The sequence below is a fragment of the Rhodococcus sp. AH-ZY2 genome (genome assembly GCF_030916465.1).
GTDB lineage: Bacteria > Actinomycetota > Actinomycetes > Mycobacteriales > Mycobacteriaceae > Rhodococcus > Rhodococcus ruber.
In genome coordinates this window covers 3,568,917-3,588,624 of sequence record NZ_CP126458.1, presented here as the reverse complement: position 1 = coordinate 3,588,624, position 19,708 = coordinate 3,568,917, and the positions used below count along the sequence as shown (strand labels likewise).

The window sequence follows — 19,708 nt, the reverse complement described above, 5'->3', positions numbered from 1 at the left end:
TCACGCCTCCTGTACTGCAGTGGCGGTCCCGAGGTAGACCTCCTGGACCTGCGGGTTGTTCTGCACCTGTTCGACGGTGCCGTCGGCGATCACCCTGCCGCGGGCCAGGACGGTGACGGAGGTGGCGAAGGCGCGCATGAAGTCCATGTCGTGTTCGACGACGACGACGGTGCGCTGCGCCCCGATCCGGCGCAGCAACTGCCCCGTCTCCTCGCGTTCGTCGTGGCTCATCCCGGCGACCGGCTCGTCGAGCAGCAGCACGTCGGAGTTCTGGACGAGCAGCATGCCGATCTCGAGCCACTGCTTCTGCCCGTGGGCGAGGATGCCGGCGGGCACGTCGCGCAGGCCGGTCAGGCCGATCGTCTCGAGGGCTTCCTCGATCTGCGGCAGCACGGTCGTGCGGCGGCGCAGCAGCGACCACGGGGAGCGGCCGGAGCCGGCGGCGATGTCGAGGTTCTGCAGCACCGTGAGTTGCTCGAACACCGACGCGGTCTGGAAGGTGCGGCCCACCCCGAGGCGGGCGATCTTGTGCACCTTCTTGCCGAGCAGTTCGATGCCGGACTTGGTGACCGACCCGGTGGCCGGCACCAGGCCGGTGACGGCGTCGACGAGGGTGGTCTTGCCGGCGCCGTTGGGGCCGATGAGGAAGCGCAGGTCGCCCTGCAACAGGGTCAGGTCCACGCCGTCGACTGCGGTGAAGCCGTCGAAGCTGACGCGCAGGTCGCGGATCTCGAGGTACTCGCTGGACATGCCGGCGTTGCCGCCGTAGTGGGGTTCGGTCATCTCGCCGGCTCCATCGTCGTGGTCGGTTCGGGAATCGGGCGCGCCGGGCCGGTGCGGGTGCGTCGCCGGCGCAACGTCGCCAGCCCGGCGAGGCCCGCGGGGAAGAACCCGATGACGACGATGAACAGCAGGCCCTGCGCGTAGGTCCACGCGGACGGGAAGCTCTCCGACAGCGCGGTCTGGGCCCACGCGACGCCGATGGCACCGAGGGCCGGGCCGAGCAGGGTCGTGCGTCCGCCGATGGCGACGCCGATGAGGAATGCGAGGGAGGGGACGACGCCGACGTCGGCGGGGGAGATGATGCCGACGATGGGCACGAACAGCGCCCCGGCGATGCCCGCGAAGAAGGCCGCCGTGGCGTAGGCGACGACCTTGACGTCGGCGGGGTCGTAGCCGAGGAAACGGACCCGCTCCTCCTGGTCGCGCACGGCCACGAGCAGTTCGCCGTAGCGGGAGAACATCAACTGCCGGGTGAGCGCGACGACGGCGAGCAGGACACCCGCGGCGACGAAGAACAGCATGCGCTTGTTGGCCGGGTCGGCGAGGGACAGGCCGAAGAAGCTGCGAAAGCGGTTGAGCCCGTTCGATCCTCCGATCGACTGCTGGCCGATCAGCAGGATCGCGAAGGCCGCGGTCAGGGCCTGGGACAGGATCGCGAAGTAGGCACCCTTGACGCGGCGCTTGAACACGCCGAGCCCGAGCAGCACCGCGACCAGGGCGGGCAGCACGAGGATCGCGGCGATCGTCACCAGCGGAGAGGCGAACGGCGCCCAGTAGCCGGGCAATTCGCGGATACCGGCGATCTGCATGAAGTCCGGGACGGTGTCGCCGCGCAGCCCGGCGTCGGCGATCTTCAGGTGCATCGCCATGAGGTAGGCGCCGAGGCCGAAGAAGACGCCCTGGCCGAGGGTGAGCATGCCGCCGCGGCCCCACGCGAGACCGATCCCGACGGCGACGATCGCGAAACACAGGAACTTCGCGAGCAGGTTCAGACGGAAGTCCGACAGCACGGCGGGGGCGAGGGCGAACAGAACGAGTGCGGCGAGGGCGAACCCGGCCCACGTGCGGGCCGGGCCGGGCCGGGTGAGCGCCGGAAGACGTGTCGGGGCAGGCATCAGACCAGGCTCCTTGTCTTGACCGCGAACAGGCCCTGCGGCCGGACCTGCAGGAAGATCACGATGAGCACGAAGACGATCACCTTCGCGATCGATGCGGTGGTGGAGTATTCGATGAACGAGTTGAGCAGGCCGAGTGCGACCGCCGCGATGACGGCACCCTCGATCCGTCCGAGGCCGCCGATGACGACCACCAGGAACGCATCGATCAGGTAGGACTGGCCGATGGTGGGGCTCGTGGAGCCGATCAGGGTCAGCGCCACGCCGGCCAGGCCGGCCAGGCCGGAGCCGAGGAAGAACGTGGTGATATCGGTGCGCCGCGACGAGATGCCCACCGTCTCGGCGAGGTCGCGGTTCTGCACGACGGCCCGGATGCGTCGGCCCATCGGAGTGAACTTCATCGCCGCGATCAGGATCGCCACGCACACCACGGCCAGCGCGAGGATGAACAGCCGGGTCCTGGGCACCACCGCCCCGAGGATCTCCACGCCACCGGAGAGCCACTGCGGGGCAACCACGTTGACGGCCGGTGCGCCGAAGATGTCGCGGACGGCCTGTTGCAGCAACAGGCCCACGCCGAAGGTCACCAGCAGGGTGTCGAGCGGGCGGTGGTACATGCGGCGGATGAGGGTGACCTCGAGCAGCACCCCCATCACGCCGCCGACCAGGAAACCGACGAGCAGCGACACCAGCAGGGACACCCCGGCGGCCGAGACCACCTGCTGCACCACGTACGCGGTGTAGGAGCCGGCCATGATGAACTCGCCGTGGGCCATGTTGATCACGCCCATCTGCCCGAACGTCAGCGACAGGCCCAGCGCCGCCAGCAGCAGGATCGAACCGATGCTCAGTCCCGTGAACAGCTGTCCTACAACGACATCCATGTCGCCTCCCTTCTCGTCGGCTTCCCGGTCACGATGGTCAGCTGCCGGACAGGCCGGCGGCCCAGTCGTAGCTCTCGAGGTACGGGTCCGGCTCGATCGCCCCGTTCGACTCCCACACCGTGTAGATCAGTCCGTCGCCCCGGATCTCGCCGATGCGGGCCGTCTTGGTGATGTGGTGGTTGTCCCCGTCGATCGTGACGGTGCCCTCCGGCGCGTCGAACGAGACGCCGTCGGCCGCGGCCTGCACGTCGGCGACGGCGAAGGAGTCCGCCTTCTCGACGGTGTTCTTCCACAGGTACACCGACGCGTACGCGGCCTCCATCGGGTCGGAGGTGGGCTTGTTCGCACCGTACTTCGCCTTGTACGCATCGACGAACGCCGTGTTCTCGGGACCGCCCACGGTCTGGTAGTAGTTCCAGGCCGTGAGCTGGCCGGTGATGTTCTGCGCGCCGATTCCGACCACTTCCTCCTCGGCGATCGACACCGAGATCACCGGCATGTCGGCGGCGGTGAGGCCGACGTTGGAGTACTCGCGGAAGAACGCGACGTTCGAGTCGCCGTTGAGGGTGTTGAACACCGCGTCCGCGTCGGCGGTGCGGACCTTGTTGACGATCGTGGAGAAGTCGGTGGATCCGAGTGGGGTGTAGTCCTCACCCTTGATCTCGATGCCGTTGGCCTCGGCGTACGCGCGGATGATGCGGTTCGCGGTCTGCGGGAAGACGTAGTCGCTGCCCACGAGGTAGAGGGACTCGACGCCCTTCTCCTTCAGGTAGTCCAGCGCCGGCACGATCTGCTGGTTGGTGGTGGCGCCGGTGTAGAAGATGTTCGGCGACGACTCGAGGCCCTCGTATTGCACGGGGTAGTACAGCAGCGAGTTCAGGTCCTCGAACACCGGCAGCATCGCCTTGCGGCTCGACGACGTCCACCCGCCGAACACCGCGGCCACGCAGTCGGAGCTGATCAGCTTCTCGGCCTTCTCGGCGAACACCGTCGGCTCCGACGCGCCGTCCTCGGCCACGATCCGGATCTGCTTGCCGAGAACGCCGCCGTTCGCGTTGATCTCCTCGACGGCCAGCGCGATCGAATCGCGCACCGTGACCTCGGAGATCGCCATGGTGCCGGACAGCGAGTTCAGCGAACCGACCTTGATCGTGTCCCCGGAGGTGTCGACGCACGAGGCGGACCCGGCGGCGTCGGTACTGTCGGTGGCCTTGCTGCCGCAGGCGCTGAGCACGAGGCCGACGGCGGCCAGCGCGACCGGCGCGGCGACGGCGCGCCTGGCGAACGTGGATGTGGCAACTGGCATGGAGGTGCCCTTCGTCGAAGGTGGGAACCGGACGGGGCCCGGTGTATCCGGGCTGCGTATACAGCGCTGTATCCGTGGGTCCGAAGAGTAGGCGGCCGGTGTTGCGTCGGAATGTCTCGCGGTGACGAGTTCATGACGCGTGTTACGACCTCGTTGCCGAACGCGCACACCCCGAGGTAGCACCTTATCCGCACCACGAATAGCCGTCCGCGCCGGCAATTGCCGATGCGGATGCCTGGGAGTTTCGCGGCTGTTCGCAGCGACGCGATCGGGCGATGGCCCGTTCGAAGCGGGCGACGACGGTCGGGAACCGGAACAGCTCCGCCCACGTCCAGCGGACCACCTCGAAGCCGAGGTCTCGCAGCGCATCCTCGCGCAGCTTCTCGCGCCGCACCGTTTCGGCGGTGGCTCCGGGGTCGCCGGTCCCGTACTTGCCCATGCCGTCGAACTCGCCGACGATCCCGGTCTCTTCCCAGAAGAAGTCGGTCCGCGCGACGAATCGGCCCTCGCTCGTCCGGACTTCGTGCTGGAGCGCCGGGGCCGGCATTCCGGCCTGGTGGATGCGGAGCCGGCTGATCGATTCGCCGGGACTCTCGCTGCGACCGTCCAGGAACGGGACGATGCGCCGTGCCGCGCCGATTCCCGTCCGCGCCCCGGCCCGGTGAAGTGCGGCGGCCAGCGCCGGCCGCAGGCCGGGATGCCCGCGCAACGCGGAGTCCCCCGCCACCACGGCCTCCTCGGCGGTGACCGTGCGCGAGAGGTCCACGACCGTCCGCGCAGCCGAGGTGACGCGGATCCCCTCCACGGTCTCGACTTCGTCGTGGGGGAGGGCCGCGGCGTGGACGTGCTGACGCGGAGTGCGTCGACCGCCCGACGCGCGATCGCGGGTGAGGTGGATGCGGGACAGGTCGGTGCGCCAGACCGCGAAGCCGTGGACGACGGCGGTCGAGACGTGGCTGATCGCGGCGCCCTCGTGCAACCGCGCTGCGCCCGACCGGATCCGCAGCACGTGGCGTGCCACGTCGTCGAGTTGCCCGGCGTCCTCACGCTCGAGGTACACGCCGGGCACGATGCGTTCGAGACGACCCGTACGGATTCCTCGGCGTAGTTCGGCGTCGGTGATCCCGGTTGCGAGGACGGCAGGACGCAGCAGTGGCGTGGGTTCGCTCATACGGGGAGCGTGCCCGAATACCGGCGCTGCGTCCGCGAGCCGCGGGCGGACGGCGGCGATCTGTGGATGAATAGTCCGCCTGTGGACAGAGTATCCGCGAACGTCGCAGTCAGCCGCGCACGCAATTGCTTTCGCGCACGGCGAATACGTGCGCGGGTGTTACTTGATGAGGTAGGGGGACACCGAGCTCTGGTGCTCGTTGATGACGAGTTCCTTGCCCAGCGGGGGGAATGCGCGCTGCGGGCAGTTCAGACGCTCGCACACTCGGCAGCCGGAACCGATGGGGGTGCCCGGGTTGGCGTCGCTGAGGTCGAGTCCGTCGGCGTAGACGAGGCGGTGGGCGTGGCGCAGTTCGCAGCCGAGGCCGATCGCGAAGGTCTTCGACGGCTGCCCGTAGCGGGCGGCGCGGCGTTCGACCGTGCGCGCGACCCACAGGTAGCGACGTCCGTCGGGCATCTGGGCGAGCTGGGTCATGATCTTGCCCGGGTACGCGAACGTCTCGTACACGTTCCACAGGGGACAGGTGCCGCCGCTGGTGGAGAAGTGGAAGCCGGTGGCGGACTGGCGCTTGGACATGTTGCCCGCCCGGTCCACGCGGACGAACGAGAACGGCACGCCGCGCAGCTTCGGCCGCTGCAGGGTCGACAGCCGGTGGGCGATGGTCTCGTAGCTGACCGCGTAGAAGGCGGAGAGCCGCTCGACGTCGTATCGGAAGTCCTCGGCCATCTCGTGGAACTGCGCGTACGGCAGCATGATCGCCGCGGCGAAGTAGTTGGCGAGGCCGTGGCGGGCCAGGGCGAGGGAGGCCTCGCTGGTGAACGCGCCCTCGGCGACCAGCTTCTCGATCAGCTCCCCGCACTCGAGGTAGGCGAGCTCGGTGGCGAGCTTGAACACCTGCTGGCCGCCCGACAGTCGCGCGGAGATCTCGAGGGTGCGCGTGGCGGGGTCGAACCGGTGCAGGACGTTCTCGCCGAGGTCGACGCGACGGACGAGCTGCACGTCGTGCACCGTCTCCATGCGCTTGATGATGCCGCCGGAGATGTCGCCGCGATGGAAGCGGATCCGGGTGGCGAGTTCCTCGGCGGCGGTGTCGAGGTCGTGCAGGTAGTTCTGCCGCTGGTAGAAGTAGTCGCGGACCTCCTCGTGCGGCATGGTGATGGTGCCGGTGCCGCTGCCGTCGCTGTACCGGTCCTCGGTGGCGGCGGCGAGTTGCGCGGTGGTGTTGCGGAATCGCCGGTGCATGTTGACCATGGCCCGTGCCAGCCCGGGGTGGGCCGACACCATCGCGGAGATCTCCTGGGCGTCGGCGTCGATGCCCATCTCCTGGTCGAGAGCCACCTCTCGCATCTCGGCGATGAGCCGGGTGTCGTCCTGGGACGAGAAGAACGTGGTGTCGACCCCGAAGACCTCGCTGATGCGCAGCAGGACCGGAACCGTGAGCGGCCGCACGTCGTGCTCGATCTGGTTGAGGTAGCTGGCCGAGATCTCCAGGGTCTTGGCCAGTGCTGCCTGGCTCAGTCCCCGCTCGGTCCGCAGCTGGCGCAGGCGGGCGCCGACGAACGTCTTTGGCATCACCCCAGCGTACGAGCGTCTACACAGCTTTGCAACGGCGGATTCGCAACGTTAGCTCTCCTCGAGTCCCAGCCAGGATCCGGGCGCGAAGGCCTCGTAGTGGACGGCGTCGGGCGACACCCCCGCAGCGAGCAGCGTCTGCCGGATCGACCGCATGAACGGGACCGGACCGCACACGTAGACCTGCGGGTCGGCCGGCAACTCGACCCCGTCGAGCGGGGAGTGGCCGTCCTCGCGGAGTTCCTCGAACTCGGAGTAGCGGGTCTGCATGCGGGCCCGCGGCAGGCGATCGACCAGGGCCTGCGTCTCCGCGCGGCGGGCATGGTCGTAGGGGGAGCGGTCGACGTGCACGACGAGAACCTCGCGCTCGGATCGGTGCGCCGCCAGGTGCTGCAGCGCCGCGAGCGTCGGGGTGATGCCGATGCCGGCCGAGATCAGCACCAGGGGATCGTCGCCGTCCTCGACGACGAGACTGCCGAACGGATGGGAGACGACGAGTTCGGTGCCGATGCCGACGCCCCCGGCGAGGAACGGGGAGACGATCCCGCCCCGGACCCGCTTGACGGTGACGGCCCACTCGCCCGGGACGTGGCTGCGCACGAGGGTGTACTGGCGGATCTGGCGGGTGCCGTCACCCAGCGTGGTGGCGACGGAGATGTACTGTCCGGGAAGGAAATCCGGCAGCGGGGTGCCGTCGGGGGAGCGCAGCGTCAGCGTCGCGACCTCGGCGCCGTCGAACTGGACGTCGCTGACCACGACGACGCGCCAGATCTGACCGGGCCGGACCCCGGCCTTGTCGTAGAGGGCTGCCTCCTGCTCGATGAGCGAGTTGGCCATCAACGTGTAGACCTCGCGCCAGGCCGCGGCGACCTCGGGGGTGACCGCGTCGCCGAGCACCTCGGCGATCGCGGCGAACAGCTGGTGCCGCACCACCTCGTAGTGGGGCGCCTGGACGCCGAGCGAAGCATGCTTGGCGGCGATCCGGGCCATGATCGCGTCGATGTCCGCGGCGTCCTCGGTGACCAGGAGCGTCGCGAACGCGGCGACCGAGCTGGCGAGTGCCTTCTGCTGCTCCCGGTTCTCCTGGTTGGTGCGGTTGAACAGGTCGGTCCGCAGCGAAGGCGCGGCCGCGAAGAGCTTGTCGTAGAACAGTTCGGAGATCCGGCCGATATGGGCGCCGACGATCGGCAGGGTGGCCTCGATCACCGGCTTCGATGTGGCGGAAAGGATGGCGCCCTCCTCGACTCGTGTGCGAGTGGGGAGTGGGCACGCCCGATCGGCGTGACCGGCCCCGACTGATCAACGCGCACATGGTAGACGAGCGATCTCTAGCCCCCCACCGATTCGACCGGCGCGACTTCCCGATTTGCCGGAGTGCCTCTTGTGAGACTGATCACAATCGCGACGGCATCCCTTGCTCCTGTGGCTGGTGGGCTCGCGTTCGGGGGTTTCGTGACCCGCGCCCGGCCGAGGCGCCGGCGCGGACAATGCCGAGGTAGTTGCTACCGGCGGGTAGCTCGGGGCTCGGCGGCCGCGTTCGTTGGACGCCCCGAACATTTACAACCTTTGCAAGGGTGTGGGAAAACCTAGCGAAGATTGGCATTAGCAACAGGTAGACGGCACTTTCCGGGTGTGTCATTGTCGAGTGGTACATCCGAAAGGTCCGCGAAGGATGTGAAGTAGTACGCACGTACTGCAGAGCTTCCGGCGCGGATCAGATCTAGAGAGTGGAGCTTAGATGTCGACCACCGGCACCCCGAGGACCGCTGAGGAAATCCAGAAGGATTGGGACACCAACCCGCGCTGGAAGGGGATCACCCGCAACTACACGGCCGAGCAGGTCGCGAAGCTGCAGGGCACCGTCGTCGAGGAAGCCACCCTCGCCCGCCGCGGCTCGGAGATTCTGTGGGACCTCGTGAACAACGAGGACTACATCAACTCGCTGGGCGCCCTCACCGGCAACCAGGCCGTGCAGCAGGTCCGCGCCGGCCTCAAGGCCATCTACCTGTCCGGCTGGCAGGTCGCCGGCGACGCGAACCTGTCCGGCCACACCTACCCGGACCAGTCGCTGTACCCGGCGAACTCGGTGCCGCAGGTCGTCCGCCGCATCAACAACGCGCTGCTGCGCGCCGACGAGATCGCCAAGATCGAGGGCGACACCTCCGTCGAGAACTGGCTCGCCCCGATCGTCGCCGACGGTGAGGCCGGCTTCGGTGGCGCGCTCAACGTCTACGAGCTGCAGAAGGCGATGATCGCGGCCGGTGTCGCCGGTTCGCACTGGGAGGACCAGCTCGCGTCGGAGAAGAAGTGCGGCCACCTCGGTGGCAAGGTGCTCATCCCGACCCAGCAGCACATCCGCACCCTGACCTCGGCTCGCCTCGCGGCCGACGTCGCCGACGTCCCGACGGTCGTCATCGCCCGCACCGACGCCGAGGCCGCCACGCTGCTGACCTCCGACGTCGACGAGCGTGACCGCGAGTTCCTCGACGGCACCCGCACCGCCGAAGGCTTCTACGGCGTCAAGAACGGGATCGAGCCCTGCATCGCGCGCGCCAAGGCGTACGCGCCGTACTCCGATCTGATCTGGATGGAGACCGGCGTGCCGGACCTCGAGGTCGCCAAGAAGTTCGCCGAGGCCGTCCGTGGCGAGTTCCCGGACCAGCTGCTGGCCTACAACTGCTCGCCGTCCTTCAACTGGAAGGCGCACCTGGACGACGCGACCATCGCGAAGTTCCAGAAGGAGCTCGGCGCGATGGGCTTCAAGTTCCAGTTCATCACCCTCGCCGGCTTCCACTCGCTGAACTACGGCATGTTCGACCTGGCCCACGGCTACGCCCGCCAGGGCATGACCGCCTTCGTCGACCTGCAGGAGCGCGAGTTCAAGGCGGCCGAGGAGCGCGGCTTCACCGCCATCAAGCACCAGCGTGAGGTCGGCGCCGGCTACTTCGACGCCATCGCCACCACCGTCGACCCGAACACCTCCACGGCTGCCCTGAAGGGCTCCACCGAGGAGGGCCAGTTCCACTAGGAACCGGCAACGGATGCAGGCGCGGCGGGATCTCGGACGACCAGGTCCCGCCGCGGCCGTATCCACCCTCTGTCGAAAACCACCTTCACGACCCCCACATGACGAGTAGGAGCTGACGTGACCAGCGAAAAGATTCAGCGCGTCGGCGTGATCGGCGCCGGGATGATGGGCGCAGGTATCGCCGAGGTGTGCGCGCGCGCTCATGTCGACGTACTTGTGTACGAGCAGACCCGCGAGCTCGCGGCTGCCGGGCGTGCCCGCATCCTCCGGTCCCTCGACCGCGGTGTCAGCAGCGGCAAGATCACCGAACGGGAGCGTGAGCAGGCCGCCTGGCGGCTGCGCTTCACCTCCGACCTCGGCGACTTCGCCGATCGCCAGCTCGTCGTGGAGGCGGTCGTCGAGGACGAGAAGGTCAAGGCCGAGATCTTCGCGGAACTCGACAAGATCGTCACGGATCCGAATGCGGTGCTGGCGTCCAACACCTCGTCGATCCCGATCATGAAGCTGGGCATCGCCACCACCCGGCCCGAGCGGGTCATCGGCATGCACTTCTTCAACCCGGTTCCGGTGCTGCCGCTGGTCGAGCTCGTCACCACGCTCAAGACCAGCCCCGCGGTCTCCCAGCGCGCGGAGGCCTTCGCCTCCGAGGTGCTCGGCAAGCAGGTCGTCCGGTCCTCCGACCGGGCCGGCTTCATCGCCAACGCGCTGCTCGTGCCCTACCTGCTGTCGGCGATCCGGATGGTCGAATCCGGCTTCGCCACCAAGGAGGACATCGACAAGGCGATGGTTCTCGGATGTGCGCACCCGATGGGTCCGCTCGCCCTGACCGACCTGGTGGGTCTGGACACGGTCAAGTCGATCGCCGACTCGATGTACGGGGAGTTCAAGGAGCCGCTCTACTCGGCTCCGCCGCTCCTGCTGCGTATGGTCGAGGCGGGCCTCGTCGGCAAGAAGTCGGGCGCCGGCTTCTACGAGTATGCCGACAACGGTCGTGCCGCCAAGAAAGTCAGCTAGGTAGGTAGCACCACACCGCATCTCGGCGCCCGTGTGCCGACAGCACAGCCGTTGCGCTGGCTGTCGGGGCACGGGCGCGAGGTGCATCGAGGGAAAGGTCGACCCCTGATGGCCAGCAATGCAGACGGATACGGCTCCAGCATTCTCGGGTATCCGCGCATCGGACCCCGCCGTGAGCTCAAGCGTGCGCTCGAGGCCTACTGGCACGGGACCGGCACGCGCGACGAGCTCGTCGCCGTGGCCCGCGAGATCCAGGAGTCCACCTGGAGCGAACTCGCCGCCACCGGACTCACCCAGGTGCCGGGCAACACGTTCTCCTACTACGATCACGTGCTCGACAACGCACTGCTGTTCGGTGCGATCCCCGAGCGGTTCCGTCCGCTCGTCGGCGAGCTCGATCCGCTCGACTTCTACTTCACGCTGTGCCGGGGCCGTGAGGACTTCCCGCCGCTCGAGCTGGTCCGCTGGTTCGGCAGCAACTACCACTACCGGCAGCCCGAGCTCGACGAGACCACCACCTTCGCGTTGAACTCGGCGGCGGTCCTCGACGAGTTCGAGCGCGCCAAGGCCCGTGGCATCGAGCTGCGGCCGGTCGTGCTCGGCCCGATGTCCCTGCTGCTGCTGTCCAAGGTCTCGGAGACGTCGGAGCAGGACGGGTTCTCCACGCTCGATCTGCTCGACCGGCTGCTGCCGGAATACGAGAAGCTGTTCGCGGAGCTCGCGCGCGCCGGCGCCTGGTGCGTGCAGCTCGACGAGCCGTCCTTCACCGAGGATCGCACCCCGCAGGAGCTCGAGGCGTTCGCGCGCGCCTACGACACCCTCTCCCACGCACCGCTGCGCCCGCGCCTGCTCGTCACCGGTCCCTACGGTCACCTCGGCGAGGCGCTGCCCCTCCTCGCTGCCACCAAGGTCGAGGCCATCGGTCTCGACCTGGTCAACGGCCGGATGAGCGCGGAGGAGCTGGCCGCGGTGCCGGGACTCAAGCGCAAACGCATCTACGCCGGGGTCGTCGACGGCCGCAACGTGTGGAAGGCCGACCGGCACCGCACGCTCGAATACCTGAGCAGCCTCGCCGCCGTGGCGCCCGACCTGGTGGTCTCCACGTCGTGCTCGCTGCTGCACGTGCCCTACGACGTGCTCGCCGAGTACGACATTCCGGGCGACGTGGCGGACCGGCTGGCGTTCGCCAAGCAGAAGGTGGGGGAGGTGGTCTCGCTCGCCAAGGCACTGACCACCGGGGCGGAGGAGCGGTGGCGCAAGCCGCCGACCTCGGTGCACTTCAAGCAGAAGCACACGATCCGCGCGCGCGTCAACGCCCTGCGACCCGAACACCGCCGCCGGGTCCCGTACGAGGAGCGCCGCGCCGCGCAGCAGGAGCGCCTGAAGCTGCCCCCGGTGCCGGCGACCACACTGGGGTCGTTCCCGCAGACGGCCGAGGTCCGCAAGGCTCGCTACGAGCTGGGCGAGGGCCGCATGTCGTGGGACGACTACGTCAAGCGCATCCAGGAGGAGATCGAGTCCACCATCCGGTTGCAGGAGGACATCGGTCTCGACGTGCTCGTCCACGGCGAGCACGAGCGCAACGACATGATCCAGTACTTCGCCGAACTGCTCGAGGGCTTCGCCACGACGCACTTCGGCTGGGTGCAGGCCTACGGTTCGCGGTGCACGCGTCCGCCGATCCTCTACGGCGACATCGTGCGGCCGAAGCCGATGACGGTGGAATGGATCGCGTTCGCGCAGTCGCTGACCGACAAGCCGGTCAAGGGCATGCTCACCGGCCCGGTCACGATGCTGGCACGGTCGTACGTGCGGCAGGACCAGCCGCTGCACGAGACGGCCGACCAGCTGGCGCTGGCGATCCGCGACGAGATCGCCGATCTCGAGCGGGCCGGCATCGCGATCATCCAGGTCGACGAGCCCGCGATCCGGGAACTGCTGCCCTTGCGGCAGGACGGCCGGGCCGAGTACCTGGACTGGGCGGTCGACGCATTCCGGCTCGCGACCGGCGGCGCCAAGCCCGAGACGCAGATCCACACGCACCTGACCTACTCCGGTCAGGCGTCGGTGGTCGACGCGATCGCACGGCTCGACGCGGACGTCACGGCGATCGTCGCGACCCGTTCGATCCGCTGGGTGCTCGAGGCCATCAAGGACAAGGCGCTCACCCACGGTGTCGGGCCCGGGGTCTACGAGAGCCGATCGGCACGCATTCCCGACATCGACGAACTCGACGAATTGCTCAGCACCGCTGCGGAGTCCGTCGAACTCGACCGGTTGTGGGCCAATCCGGACGGTGGGCTCAAGACCCGGCACTACTGGCAGCTCGAGCCGTCGCTGCGCAACCTGGTCGCCGCCGCACGTCGACTGCGGCGCCGGGCCGCCGGACGGTAACCGCCGGCGCGCACCCGCGAGCAGCCCCGCGGGTGCGCGTCGTCGCGCCGGCAGGTAGGCATGAACGCATGACTACCGTTGCTGCGTACGCCGCCACCGCGGCGGACGCTCCCCTCGTCAAGACCACCATCGAGCGGCGCGAGCTCGGTCCCCTCGACGTGCTCGTCGAGATCCGGTACGCCGGGATCTGCCATTCCGACATCCACACCGCCCGCAACGAATGGGGCGGCACCCGTTACCCGGTCGTTCCCGGTCACGAGATCGTCGGGGTGGTGAGCGCTGTCGGCGCCGAGGTCACCAGGCATGCGGTCGGCGACCGGGTCGGTGTCGGCTGCTTCGTCGACTCGTGCCTCGAGTGTGAGGCGTGTACCAGCGGCGACGAGCAGTACTGCGCCGGCCGGGTCACCGGCACCTACAACGCGGTCGGCCGCGACGGCGAGGTGACCCAGGGCGGATACTCCACCCATATCGTCGTCACCGAACACTTCGTCCTGAAGATCCCCGACGGCCTCGAGCTCGATGCGGCGGCGCCGCTGCTCTGCGCGGGCATCACCCTGTACTCCCCGCTCCGGCACTGGGGCGCCGGGCCGGGCAGGAAGGTCGCCGTCATCGGCATGGGCGGTCTCGGTCACGTCGGCGTGAAGATCGCCGCGGCGATGGGTGCCGAGGTGACCGTGCTGGGGCATTCACTGGCCAAGCGGGAGGACGGGCTGCGCTTCGGGGCCGTGGACTACCGCGCCACGACCGATCCGCAGACCTTCGTGGATCTGCGGGGCACGTTCGACCTGATCGTCAACACCGTATCGGTGAACCTCGACATGGATGCCTACCTGTCGATGCTCGCCCGCAACGGCACCCTCGTCGAGTTGGGTCTGCCCGAACACCCCATCACGGTCCGGGCGTTCTCGCTCGCCCGGAACCGCCGCAGTCTCGCCGGCTCCATGGTCGGCGGGATCCCGCAGACGCAGGAGATGCTCGACTTCTGTGCCGAACACGGGATCGGCGCCGAGATCGAGGTCGTCTCGGCCGACCGGATCGACGAGGCGTACGACCGCGTCGTCGCGAGCGACGTGCGCTACCGATTCGTCATCGACGCCACCACCATCTGAGCCGTCCGGCAGGTGTGAGACCGCGACGGTCGGGTACTCCCGCCTCGTACCTCGACACGTGGAGGAAATGTGAAGAAGGCGTTGTACCGGCCCGTGAGCCTCGTAGTCAGTTCCCTGGCGGGTGTGGCCGCCGGAATGGTGTTCCGGAAGGTGTGGGCGCTCGGTGCCGGCCAGGAGGATCCGCCCGAGGCCATGGACAGCCGCTTCGGGTGGCGTGAGGTGCTGGTCTCCGCCGCCGTGCAGGGTGCGATCTTCGGTGCGGTGAGCGCGGCGGCGAACCGCGCGAGCGCGGTCGGCTTCCGCCGCGTCACCGGCACCTGGCCCGGAAAGGAATGACCCGAGGGACGGGCACGCGACTCGCGGTCCTAGAAGCCCTCGCCCAGTTGTTCACGCAGCTGGGCGAGGGTTTTCGTCAGCAGCCGTGACACGTGCATCTGGGACACGCCGACCCGTTCGGCGATCTGGGTCTGGGTCATGTTCCCGAAGAAGCGCAGCAGCACGACCGTGCGCTCGCGTTCCGGCAGGGCGGCGAGCAGCGGACGCAGCGCTTCGTGGTTCTCCACGTGCGCGAGCGCGGCGTCGTAGTCGCCGAGGGTGTCCGCCAGGGTGACGCCGTCGTCCCCGGCCGGGGCCGGTCGGTCGACCGAGACCGCCTGGTAGGCGTTGCCGGCGACGAGGCCTTCCGCGACCTCTTCGGGATCGAGGCCCAGTTCCGCGGCGAGTTCGGCCGCCGTGGGGGCACGGCCGAGGCGCTGCGACAGCTCCCCGGTCGCCTTGCTCAGCGCCAGGTGCATCTCCTTCATGCGGCGCGGGACGCGCACCGCCCACCCGGCGTCGCGGAAGTGGCGGCGCACCTCGCCCATGATGGTCGGAACCGCGAAGGACACGAAGTCCGAGCCTCGCTCGGGATCGAACCGGTCCACGGCGTTGACCAGGCCGAGGCGGGCGACCTGGAGGAGGTCGTCGAATGCCTCGCCGCGGCCGTCGAATCGGCGGGCGATGTGTTCCGCGAGTGGCAGGCACCGTTCGACCAGGCTGTCCCGCATGGTTCCGCGGGCGGGATCGTCCTCGCCGAGCGTCGTCATCTCCTCGAAAAGGGGGATGACGTCGGCGTATTCGTCGGCGGCTCGGCCGCTGCGCCGTTGGGCGCCGGTCCCCGTCACAGAACAGCGCTGCTGTCGGTCAGGGACACGTCGATGGTGGTGACAGACCCCTCGTCGGTCTCGTCCACCTTCACGTCGACGGAGTCGGCGAGCGCATTGAGCACGTGCCATCCGAAGGTCCGCGAGTCCGCCGTCAGTCCGCCGTCGACCGTGAGGGCGGACGCGCTGATCCGCAGTGCAGGCGGCATCGCCTGGAACCGGCACGACAACGTCGCACCTTCCGGCGCGCGGGTGATGAGCCGGGTGCCCGCCTCGTCGATCGCAAGCTTGACGTCGGCCACCGCGTCGAGGTCGAAACCCTGCTGGATGGCGATGGCGGCAGCGACCGCGCGCAGCACGGGAAGCTGGCCTGGTTCTGCGCGTACCCGCAACTCCACTACGGGATGGGTGCGTTCGAGGGCCGGATCGATCGATGCCGTGTTCGCCATGTGTGTTGTATCTCCGTTGCGGCAGGTTGAGGGCCCGGGCGAGCGGGTGTTCCTGGCGAGACTACCCGCGACGCGGTGTTCTCAATCATGCGGAAGCGGCCCCCGGCCGGACGCATCGGGTCCGGCAGATCGGCTCTTTGCAGTGCCGCAACGGCTGCCGTAGGGTGTCAGTGAGGTTGAGCACACAGCCTGACTCGGAGGTGCCGCATACCTGCGGAGACCGGTGTCGGTGCGGTCCCGCTCTGTCGACGCTTCCATCCTCTTCCGAAGATGGGAAGCTCATGACTGTCGCTACTCAACGCAAAGTCACATCGCTGTGGGTCACCCGTTCGGATCGGTCGTCGACCTTCTTCGCCTCGACCGGTGCCGATTTCTCCACCGAGAGAATCAGTTCCGCTCTCGTCCGGGTCGCTGTGGCGGGCGAACTCGACCTTCGCAACGCTCCCGCGTTGTGCAGCTACGCGGGCGCCCGGCTGCACACCTCGTCGCGTCTGGTGCTCGACCTGTCGGAGGTGGAGTTCTTCGGCTCGGCAGGACTGACCGTGTTCGAGGAACTCGACACCCTGGCCCGGCATCGGAGCTCTCGGTGGGCGCTCGTGGGCGGACGGGCGGTGAACCGGCTGCTGCGGGTGCTCGGCGAACCGGTCCACGCGCATGCCACCCTCGAGAGCGCGATCCACGCCCTCCGAGTGCCGGCCTGATCCGTACTCGCCCTGATGCGCCGACGCGACGTTGCGTCCGAGCACCGGCTCGCTCGACTGCGGATCAGGCAGGTTTCGGGGGCTTCGGGCGACGGTTACCGCGCGGATCGACCGCCAGGACGAGCAACAGCACGCCCAGGGCCAGGTGCAGCCAGTTGTCGGCCGCATTGACCGGCACCACGTTGACACGGCTGTCGTGTCCGACCACCATGCCGAACGCCGACAACGCCAGGTATCCGGCACCACCCGCGATCAGGTAGATGCGCGACGCACGCACCTTGCGGGCGGCCAGGATTCCCACCGCGCCGTAGGCGAGGTGCAGCAGGTTGTGGGCGATCGAGACCCGGAACAGGCCCAGCAGATGGGCGTGCGACTCCTGTCCCGCGAGCGTCATCGAGTCGTACCCGCTGGTCAGGCCGGGCACGAATCCGAGCGCCCCGATGAGGAGAAACACGATGCCGACCGCGAAGGCATAGCCCTGGACCCGGGTGCGCTGCACCCTGGGATACGGACTGGGTCGGATCATCGTTCCTCCATCGGGGTGCGCGGGGCGCTGCGCCCCGGGACGGAGGAATAGCCCGGGCGGGTGTTCCCGAAACACGCCCGGCGGGCGTCCTCGCCGGCTCACCCCGTGACGAGGACGCCGGACGAGATCGTCCCGTACACCAGGGTCAGGATCATCAGCCCCCAGCCCGTGCCGTGCCAGATCGGCCATGTCCCACCCGAGCGCCACACCCGGTAGGTCTGCACGAATGCGCCGACCGCGCCGAGGAGCAGGATCGCCGTGGGGCCGAGGGCCAGGACCAGCCGTGCCGGGTCGGTGCACACGAGGAACTCCTCGTCGGCGCACCGGTCACCGTTCGCGGCGGCCCAGATCACCACCGCCGCCATCAGCAGCAGGGCCGCGACCACGACGACGGCCGCATAGCGCACCGCCGAGCGCGCGGTGCGGGGATCCCGCCATCGCTTCTCCACATCCTGTGTCACACTGTCTCCTCATGCTCGGTCGGTAAGCGCACTCTGCCCCGATTGCCGGGCGCAGTGGGCGCAGCAGAACATGGTGCCGTCGGCTTCGACGCCGTGGCCGAGAATGCGGCAACCGCAGTGCGCGCACTGCGGCGCCATCGCCTGTGCCGCACATTCGAAACTGTCGAATGTGCCGGAGACGTCGCCCCGGGTCACGGTGAAGGTCTTGTCGTAGTCGTTGCCGCACGTATCGCACGTGGTCATCACGGTCCTCCTCTCCGGATGTCCGGTCCTGTGGATCGGGTGCCCGGCGCCCGGACCCCTCAAACTGCTCGTCGTCGCCGGCCCTCCACGCCCGTCGTAACCCGGCCGTTTGGCCGGAGACGGTGCGGGAATTCTCCGAGGGATGGGGTGCCCGCTGCGGTCGCGAACCCGTCGGTTCCGGGGTCACCGGCCGCCGAGAGAAGGAGTGGGTGATGAACGCACCCGATCCGCGCAACATCCCCGATCCGCAGGCACATTCCGGTACCGATCCCGATCCTGCCCGCACACCCGATCTGGAGCCCGGCGGCGGGGTGGCACCGGGGTCGACGCCGCCGGACTCGGGAACCACCTCCGGACTGTCGGCGCCCGAGCCGCGCACTCGGAACAATTTTCCGCCCACCGGCGTCCTCGCGATCGTTGCGGTCGCGCTGATCGTCGTTCTCTTCCTCGTGGTGATCGTGGGAATTCTGCTGTAGGCGGCGCAGGTTCGGCTGCCGCACGCGCGCGTGGTTTGCCGGAGTCCGCCGAGGGTATTCCTGGCTCGCAAGCGAGGAACGCCGACGAGGGAGAGTCGCATGGCAGAGAACACGAGCGGACCGAGCGAAGGCGTGAAGGGCGTCGTCGAAGACGTCAAGGGAAAGGCCAAGGAGGCGGCCGGCGCCGTCGCCGGCAACGACGAGCTCACCCGGGAGGGGCGGGCCCAGCAGGACAAGGCGGACAGCCAGCGCGAGGCCGCGAAGAAGGAAGCCGAGGCCGAGAAGGCCCGCGCCGACGCCGACGTGGACGAAGCACGGCAGCGCTCGCATCAGCAGTGACGGGGAGCGGCCCCCGGGTCGCGCCCGACGTTCGTCCCACGACCCGGGGGCCGCTCGGCTCCCGGGTCTTCGTCCCTAGGAGCAATGATGCGCATTCTGACGTTCGTGGTGCTGGTGTGGCTGGTGATCGGAGCGGTTGCGGCGGGCCAGCGCGGATACTTCACGGAAGCCGAACAGAACTGCGCCGACTTCGCCACCGTCGCGGTGACGGTGATCGCGGGACCGCTGAACTACGCCGGGGTCAATCCGAAGGTGGAGTGCGAGCTTCCGCAGCCGAGTCCGTGACCGGACCTGGAGGCGTCTGCACAGACGGGACGCGCTCGTGCACGGTCATGAGCAGATGGTCGAACTCGTTGCGGAACGTCGTCGGTACGTCGAGTCCGGTGGAGACGTCCCGGACGAGCTGCTCGGCGAGCGCGCGGAGCTTGACATTCGACTCCTGCGACCGCCAGGCGAGGATCTCGAAGGCGTGATCCGCCTGGATCCGGTAGACCGCCATGATCATGCCCTTGGCCTGTTCGATGACGGCACGGTCGTGCGCGAGTGCCGAGACCGCCTCGTCGACGCCCTCGCGGACCTCGTCCTCGTACGCGTCGGACAGGTCCACATAGAACCCGGACGTGCCGACGATCCGTCCGCACTCGTCCAGCAGACGGTCGGCGACCACGACCACCGGCCGGACCTTGCCGTGCGCATCGACGATGCGGTGCCGGCCGCTGAACGGCTCGCCGTTGCGCTGCATGGCGCCCAGCAGGGCTGCGACCTGGACCTTGTCGTCGGGGTGCTTGTGCTTCAGCAGCAGTTCGGTGGTCGGCCGTACGGTCCCGGGGCTGTACCCGTGCATCCGTGCCACGTCGTCCGACCATTCCCACGCGTCGTCGTCGATCAGATAGCGGAAACTGCCGACCCGCTGCGGCTTCACACTCGCGAACACCTGTTCGAAGGCGTCGCCCGCCCTCGTGTCGCTGATGCGCGTGCTCGGTTCACTCACGCAA

At 68.7% G+C, this 19,708-nt stretch carries 22 protein-coding genes; 9 read left to right on the top strand and 13 right to left on the bottom strand.

What is annotated here, in order from left to right:
• From urtD to QNA09_RS17395, 7 genes are all read right to left on the bottom strand, one after another.
• On the bottom strand, positions 1-783 hold the full coding sequence (gene urtD, locus QNA09_RS17425; protein WP_010592180.1) for an urea ABC transporter ATP-binding protein UrtD: 783 nt from the start codon (positions 781-783) through the stop codon (positions 1-3).
• Positions 780-1,898 carry an urea ABC transporter permease subunit UrtC gene (gene urtC, locus QNA09_RS17420; RefSeq protein WP_010592179.1) on the bottom strand — a complete coding sequence of 373 codons (1,119 nt, stop codon included), beginning with the start codon at positions 1,896-1,898 and terminating at the stop codon, positions 780-782. Before urtC ends, urtD begins: the two co-directional genes overlap by 4 nt.
• Positions 1,898-2,782: an urea ABC transporter permease subunit UrtB gene (gene urtB / locus QNA09_RS17415; protein WP_017681249.1), complete on the bottom strand. Its 885-nt coding sequence runs from the start codon at positions 2,780-2,782 to the stop codon at positions 1,898-1,900. The genes urtC and urtB overlap by 1 nt, the downstream gene beginning before the upstream one ends.
• A 37-nt stretch (positions 2,783-2,819) precedes the next feature.
• The gene (gene urtA, locus QNA09_RS17410) at positions 2,820-4,088 is read right to left on the bottom strand and encodes an urea ABC transporter substrate-binding protein (RefSeq protein WP_040270797.1); all 1,269 of its coding nucleotides are present in this window, start codon (positions 4,086-4,088) and stop codon (positions 2,820-2,822) included.
• Between the two features lie 184 nt (positions 4,089-4,272).
• On the bottom strand, positions 4,273-5,259 hold the full coding sequence (locus QNA09_RS17405; protein ID WP_244213172.1) for a hypothetical protein: 987 nt from the start codon (positions 5,257-5,259) through the stop codon (positions 4,273-4,275).
• A gap of 159 nt (positions 5,260-5,418) precedes the next feature.
• Entirely contained in the window at positions 5,419-6,831 is a 1,413-nt protein-coding gene (ramB, locus tag QNA09_RS17400; RefSeq protein WP_102031385.1) for an acetate metabolism transcriptional regulator RamB, read from the bottom strand.
• A 51-nt stretch (positions 6,832-6,882) separates the two neighbouring features.
• Positions 6,883-8,037: a globin domain-containing protein gene (locus QNA09_RS17395; protein ID WP_010592174.1), complete on the bottom strand. Its 1,155-nt coding sequence runs from the start codon at positions 8,035-8,037 to the stop codon at positions 6,883-6,885.
• Positions 8,038-8,569: 532 nt separating this feature from the next.
• Here QNA09_RS17395 and aceA point away from each other — a divergent pair.
• The 5 genes from aceA to QNA09_RS17370 all read left to right on the top strand — a co-directional run bounded on the left by aceA (position 8,570) and on the right by QNA09_RS17370 (position 14,712).
• Positions 8,570-9,859: an isocitrate lyase gene (gene aceA, locus QNA09_RS17390; RefSeq protein WP_010592173.1), complete on the top strand. Its 1,290-nt coding sequence runs from the start codon at positions 8,570-8,572 to the stop codon at positions 9,857-9,859.
• Positions 9,860-9,976: 117 nt separating this feature from the next.
• Complete coding sequence (locus QNA09_RS17385) at positions 9,977-10,873, top strand: 3-hydroxybutyryl-CoA dehydrogenase (protein WP_003937464.1); 897 nt, start codon at positions 9,977-9,979, stop codon at positions 10,871-10,873.
• A 108-nt stretch (positions 10,874-10,981) separates the two neighbouring features.
• The gene (gene metE, locus QNA09_RS17380) at positions 10,982-13,267 is read left to right on the top strand and encodes a 5-methyltetrahydropteroyltriglutamate--homocysteine S-methyltransferase (RefSeq protein ID WP_010592172.1); all 2,286 of its coding nucleotides are present in this window, start codon (positions 10,982-10,984) and stop codon (positions 13,265-13,267) included.
• Between the two features lie 68 nt (positions 13,268-13,335).
• On the top strand, positions 13,336-14,376 hold the full coding sequence (locus QNA09_RS17375; RefSeq protein ID WP_102031383.1) for an NAD(P)-dependent alcohol dehydrogenase: 1,041 nt from the start codon (positions 13,336-13,338) through the stop codon (positions 14,374-14,376).
• Positions 14,377-14,445: 69 nt separating this feature from the next.
• Positions 14,446-14,712: a DUF4235 domain-containing protein gene (locus tag QNA09_RS17370; RefSeq protein ID WP_010592170.1), complete on the top strand. Its 267-nt coding sequence runs from the start codon at positions 14,446-14,448 to the stop codon at positions 14,710-14,712.
• A gap of 29 nt (positions 14,713-14,741) precedes the next feature.
• Here the strand turns inward: QNA09_RS17370 and QNA09_RS17365 are convergent, their stop codons facing one another.
• Positions 14,742-15,539, bottom strand: a complete 798-nt coding sequence (locus tag QNA09_RS17365; protein WP_010592169.1) for a SigB/SigF/SigG family RNA polymerase sigma factor — start codon at positions 15,537-15,539, stop codon at positions 14,742-14,744.
• Positions 15,536-15,967 carry an ATP-binding protein gene (locus QNA09_RS17360; protein ID WP_010592168.1) on the bottom strand — a complete coding sequence of 144 codons (432 nt, stop codon included), beginning with the start codon at positions 15,965-15,967 and terminating at the stop codon, positions 15,536-15,538. Before QNA09_RS17360 ends, QNA09_RS17365 begins: the two co-directional genes overlap by 4 nt.
• A gap of 281 nt (positions 15,968-16,248) precedes the next feature.
• Here QNA09_RS17360 and QNA09_RS17355 point away from each other — a divergent pair, with 281 nt between their 5' ends.
• Positions 16,249-16,668 (top strand): STAS domain-containing protein, encoded by a 420-nt coding sequence (locus tag QNA09_RS17355; protein ID WP_010592167.1) that lies wholly within the window; start codon positions 16,249-16,251, stop codon positions 16,666-16,668.
• Between the two features lie 64 nt (positions 16,669-16,732).
• On the opposite strand, the gene QNA09_RS17350 is transcribed toward QNA09_RS17355, so the two are convergent.
• The 3 genes from QNA09_RS17350 to QNA09_RS17340 form a co-directional block, all read right to left on the bottom strand.
• The gene (locus QNA09_RS17350) at positions 16,733-17,194 is read right to left on the bottom strand and encodes a DUF4383 domain-containing protein (protein ID WP_010592166.1); all 462 of its coding nucleotides are present in this window, start codon (positions 17,192-17,194) and stop codon (positions 16,733-16,735) included.
• Positions 17,195-17,292: 98 nt separating this feature from the next.
• Positions 17,293-17,655, bottom strand: coding sequence for a hypothetical protein (locus QNA09_RS17345; RefSeq protein WP_026137879.1), 363 nt, complete (start codon positions 17,653-17,655; stop codon positions 17,293-17,295).
• A 9-nt stretch (positions 17,656-17,664) separates the two neighbouring features.
• Complete coding sequence (locus QNA09_RS17340) at positions 17,665-17,898, bottom strand: hypothetical protein (RefSeq protein ID WP_010592164.1); 234 nt, start codon at positions 17,896-17,898, stop codon at positions 17,665-17,667.
• A gap of 212 nt (positions 17,899-18,110) precedes the next feature.
• Here QNA09_RS17340 and QNA09_RS17335 point away from each other — a divergent pair, with 212 nt between their 5' ends.
• From QNA09_RS17335 to QNA09_RS17325, 3 genes are all read left to right on the top strand, one after another.
• Positions 18,111-18,374, top strand: coding sequence for a DUF6480 family protein (locus tag QNA09_RS17335; RefSeq protein WP_119699949.1), 264 nt, complete (start codon positions 18,111-18,113; stop codon positions 18,372-18,374).
• 99 nt (positions 18,375-18,473) lie between these two features.
• A complete protein-coding gene (locus tag QNA09_RS17330) occupies positions 18,474-18,713 on the top strand; it encodes a CsbD family protein (RefSeq protein ID WP_010592162.1) in 240 nt (79 codons plus the stop codon).
• A gap of 84 nt (positions 18,714-18,797) precedes the next feature.
• A complete protein-coding gene (locus QNA09_RS17325; RefSeq protein ID WP_010592161.1) occupies positions 18,798-18,998 on the top strand; it encodes a hypothetical protein in 201 nt (66 codons plus the stop codon).
• Here the strand turns inward: QNA09_RS17325 and QNA09_RS17320 are convergent.
• Positions 18,955-19,704 (bottom strand): PAS and ANTAR domain-containing protein, encoded by a 750-nt coding sequence (locus tag QNA09_RS17320; RefSeq protein WP_010592160.1) that lies wholly within the window; start codon positions 19,702-19,704, stop codon positions 18,955-18,957. The genes QNA09_RS17325 and QNA09_RS17320 overlap by 44 nt on opposite strands.
• Between the last annotated feature and the right edge of the window lie 4 nt (positions 19,705-19,708).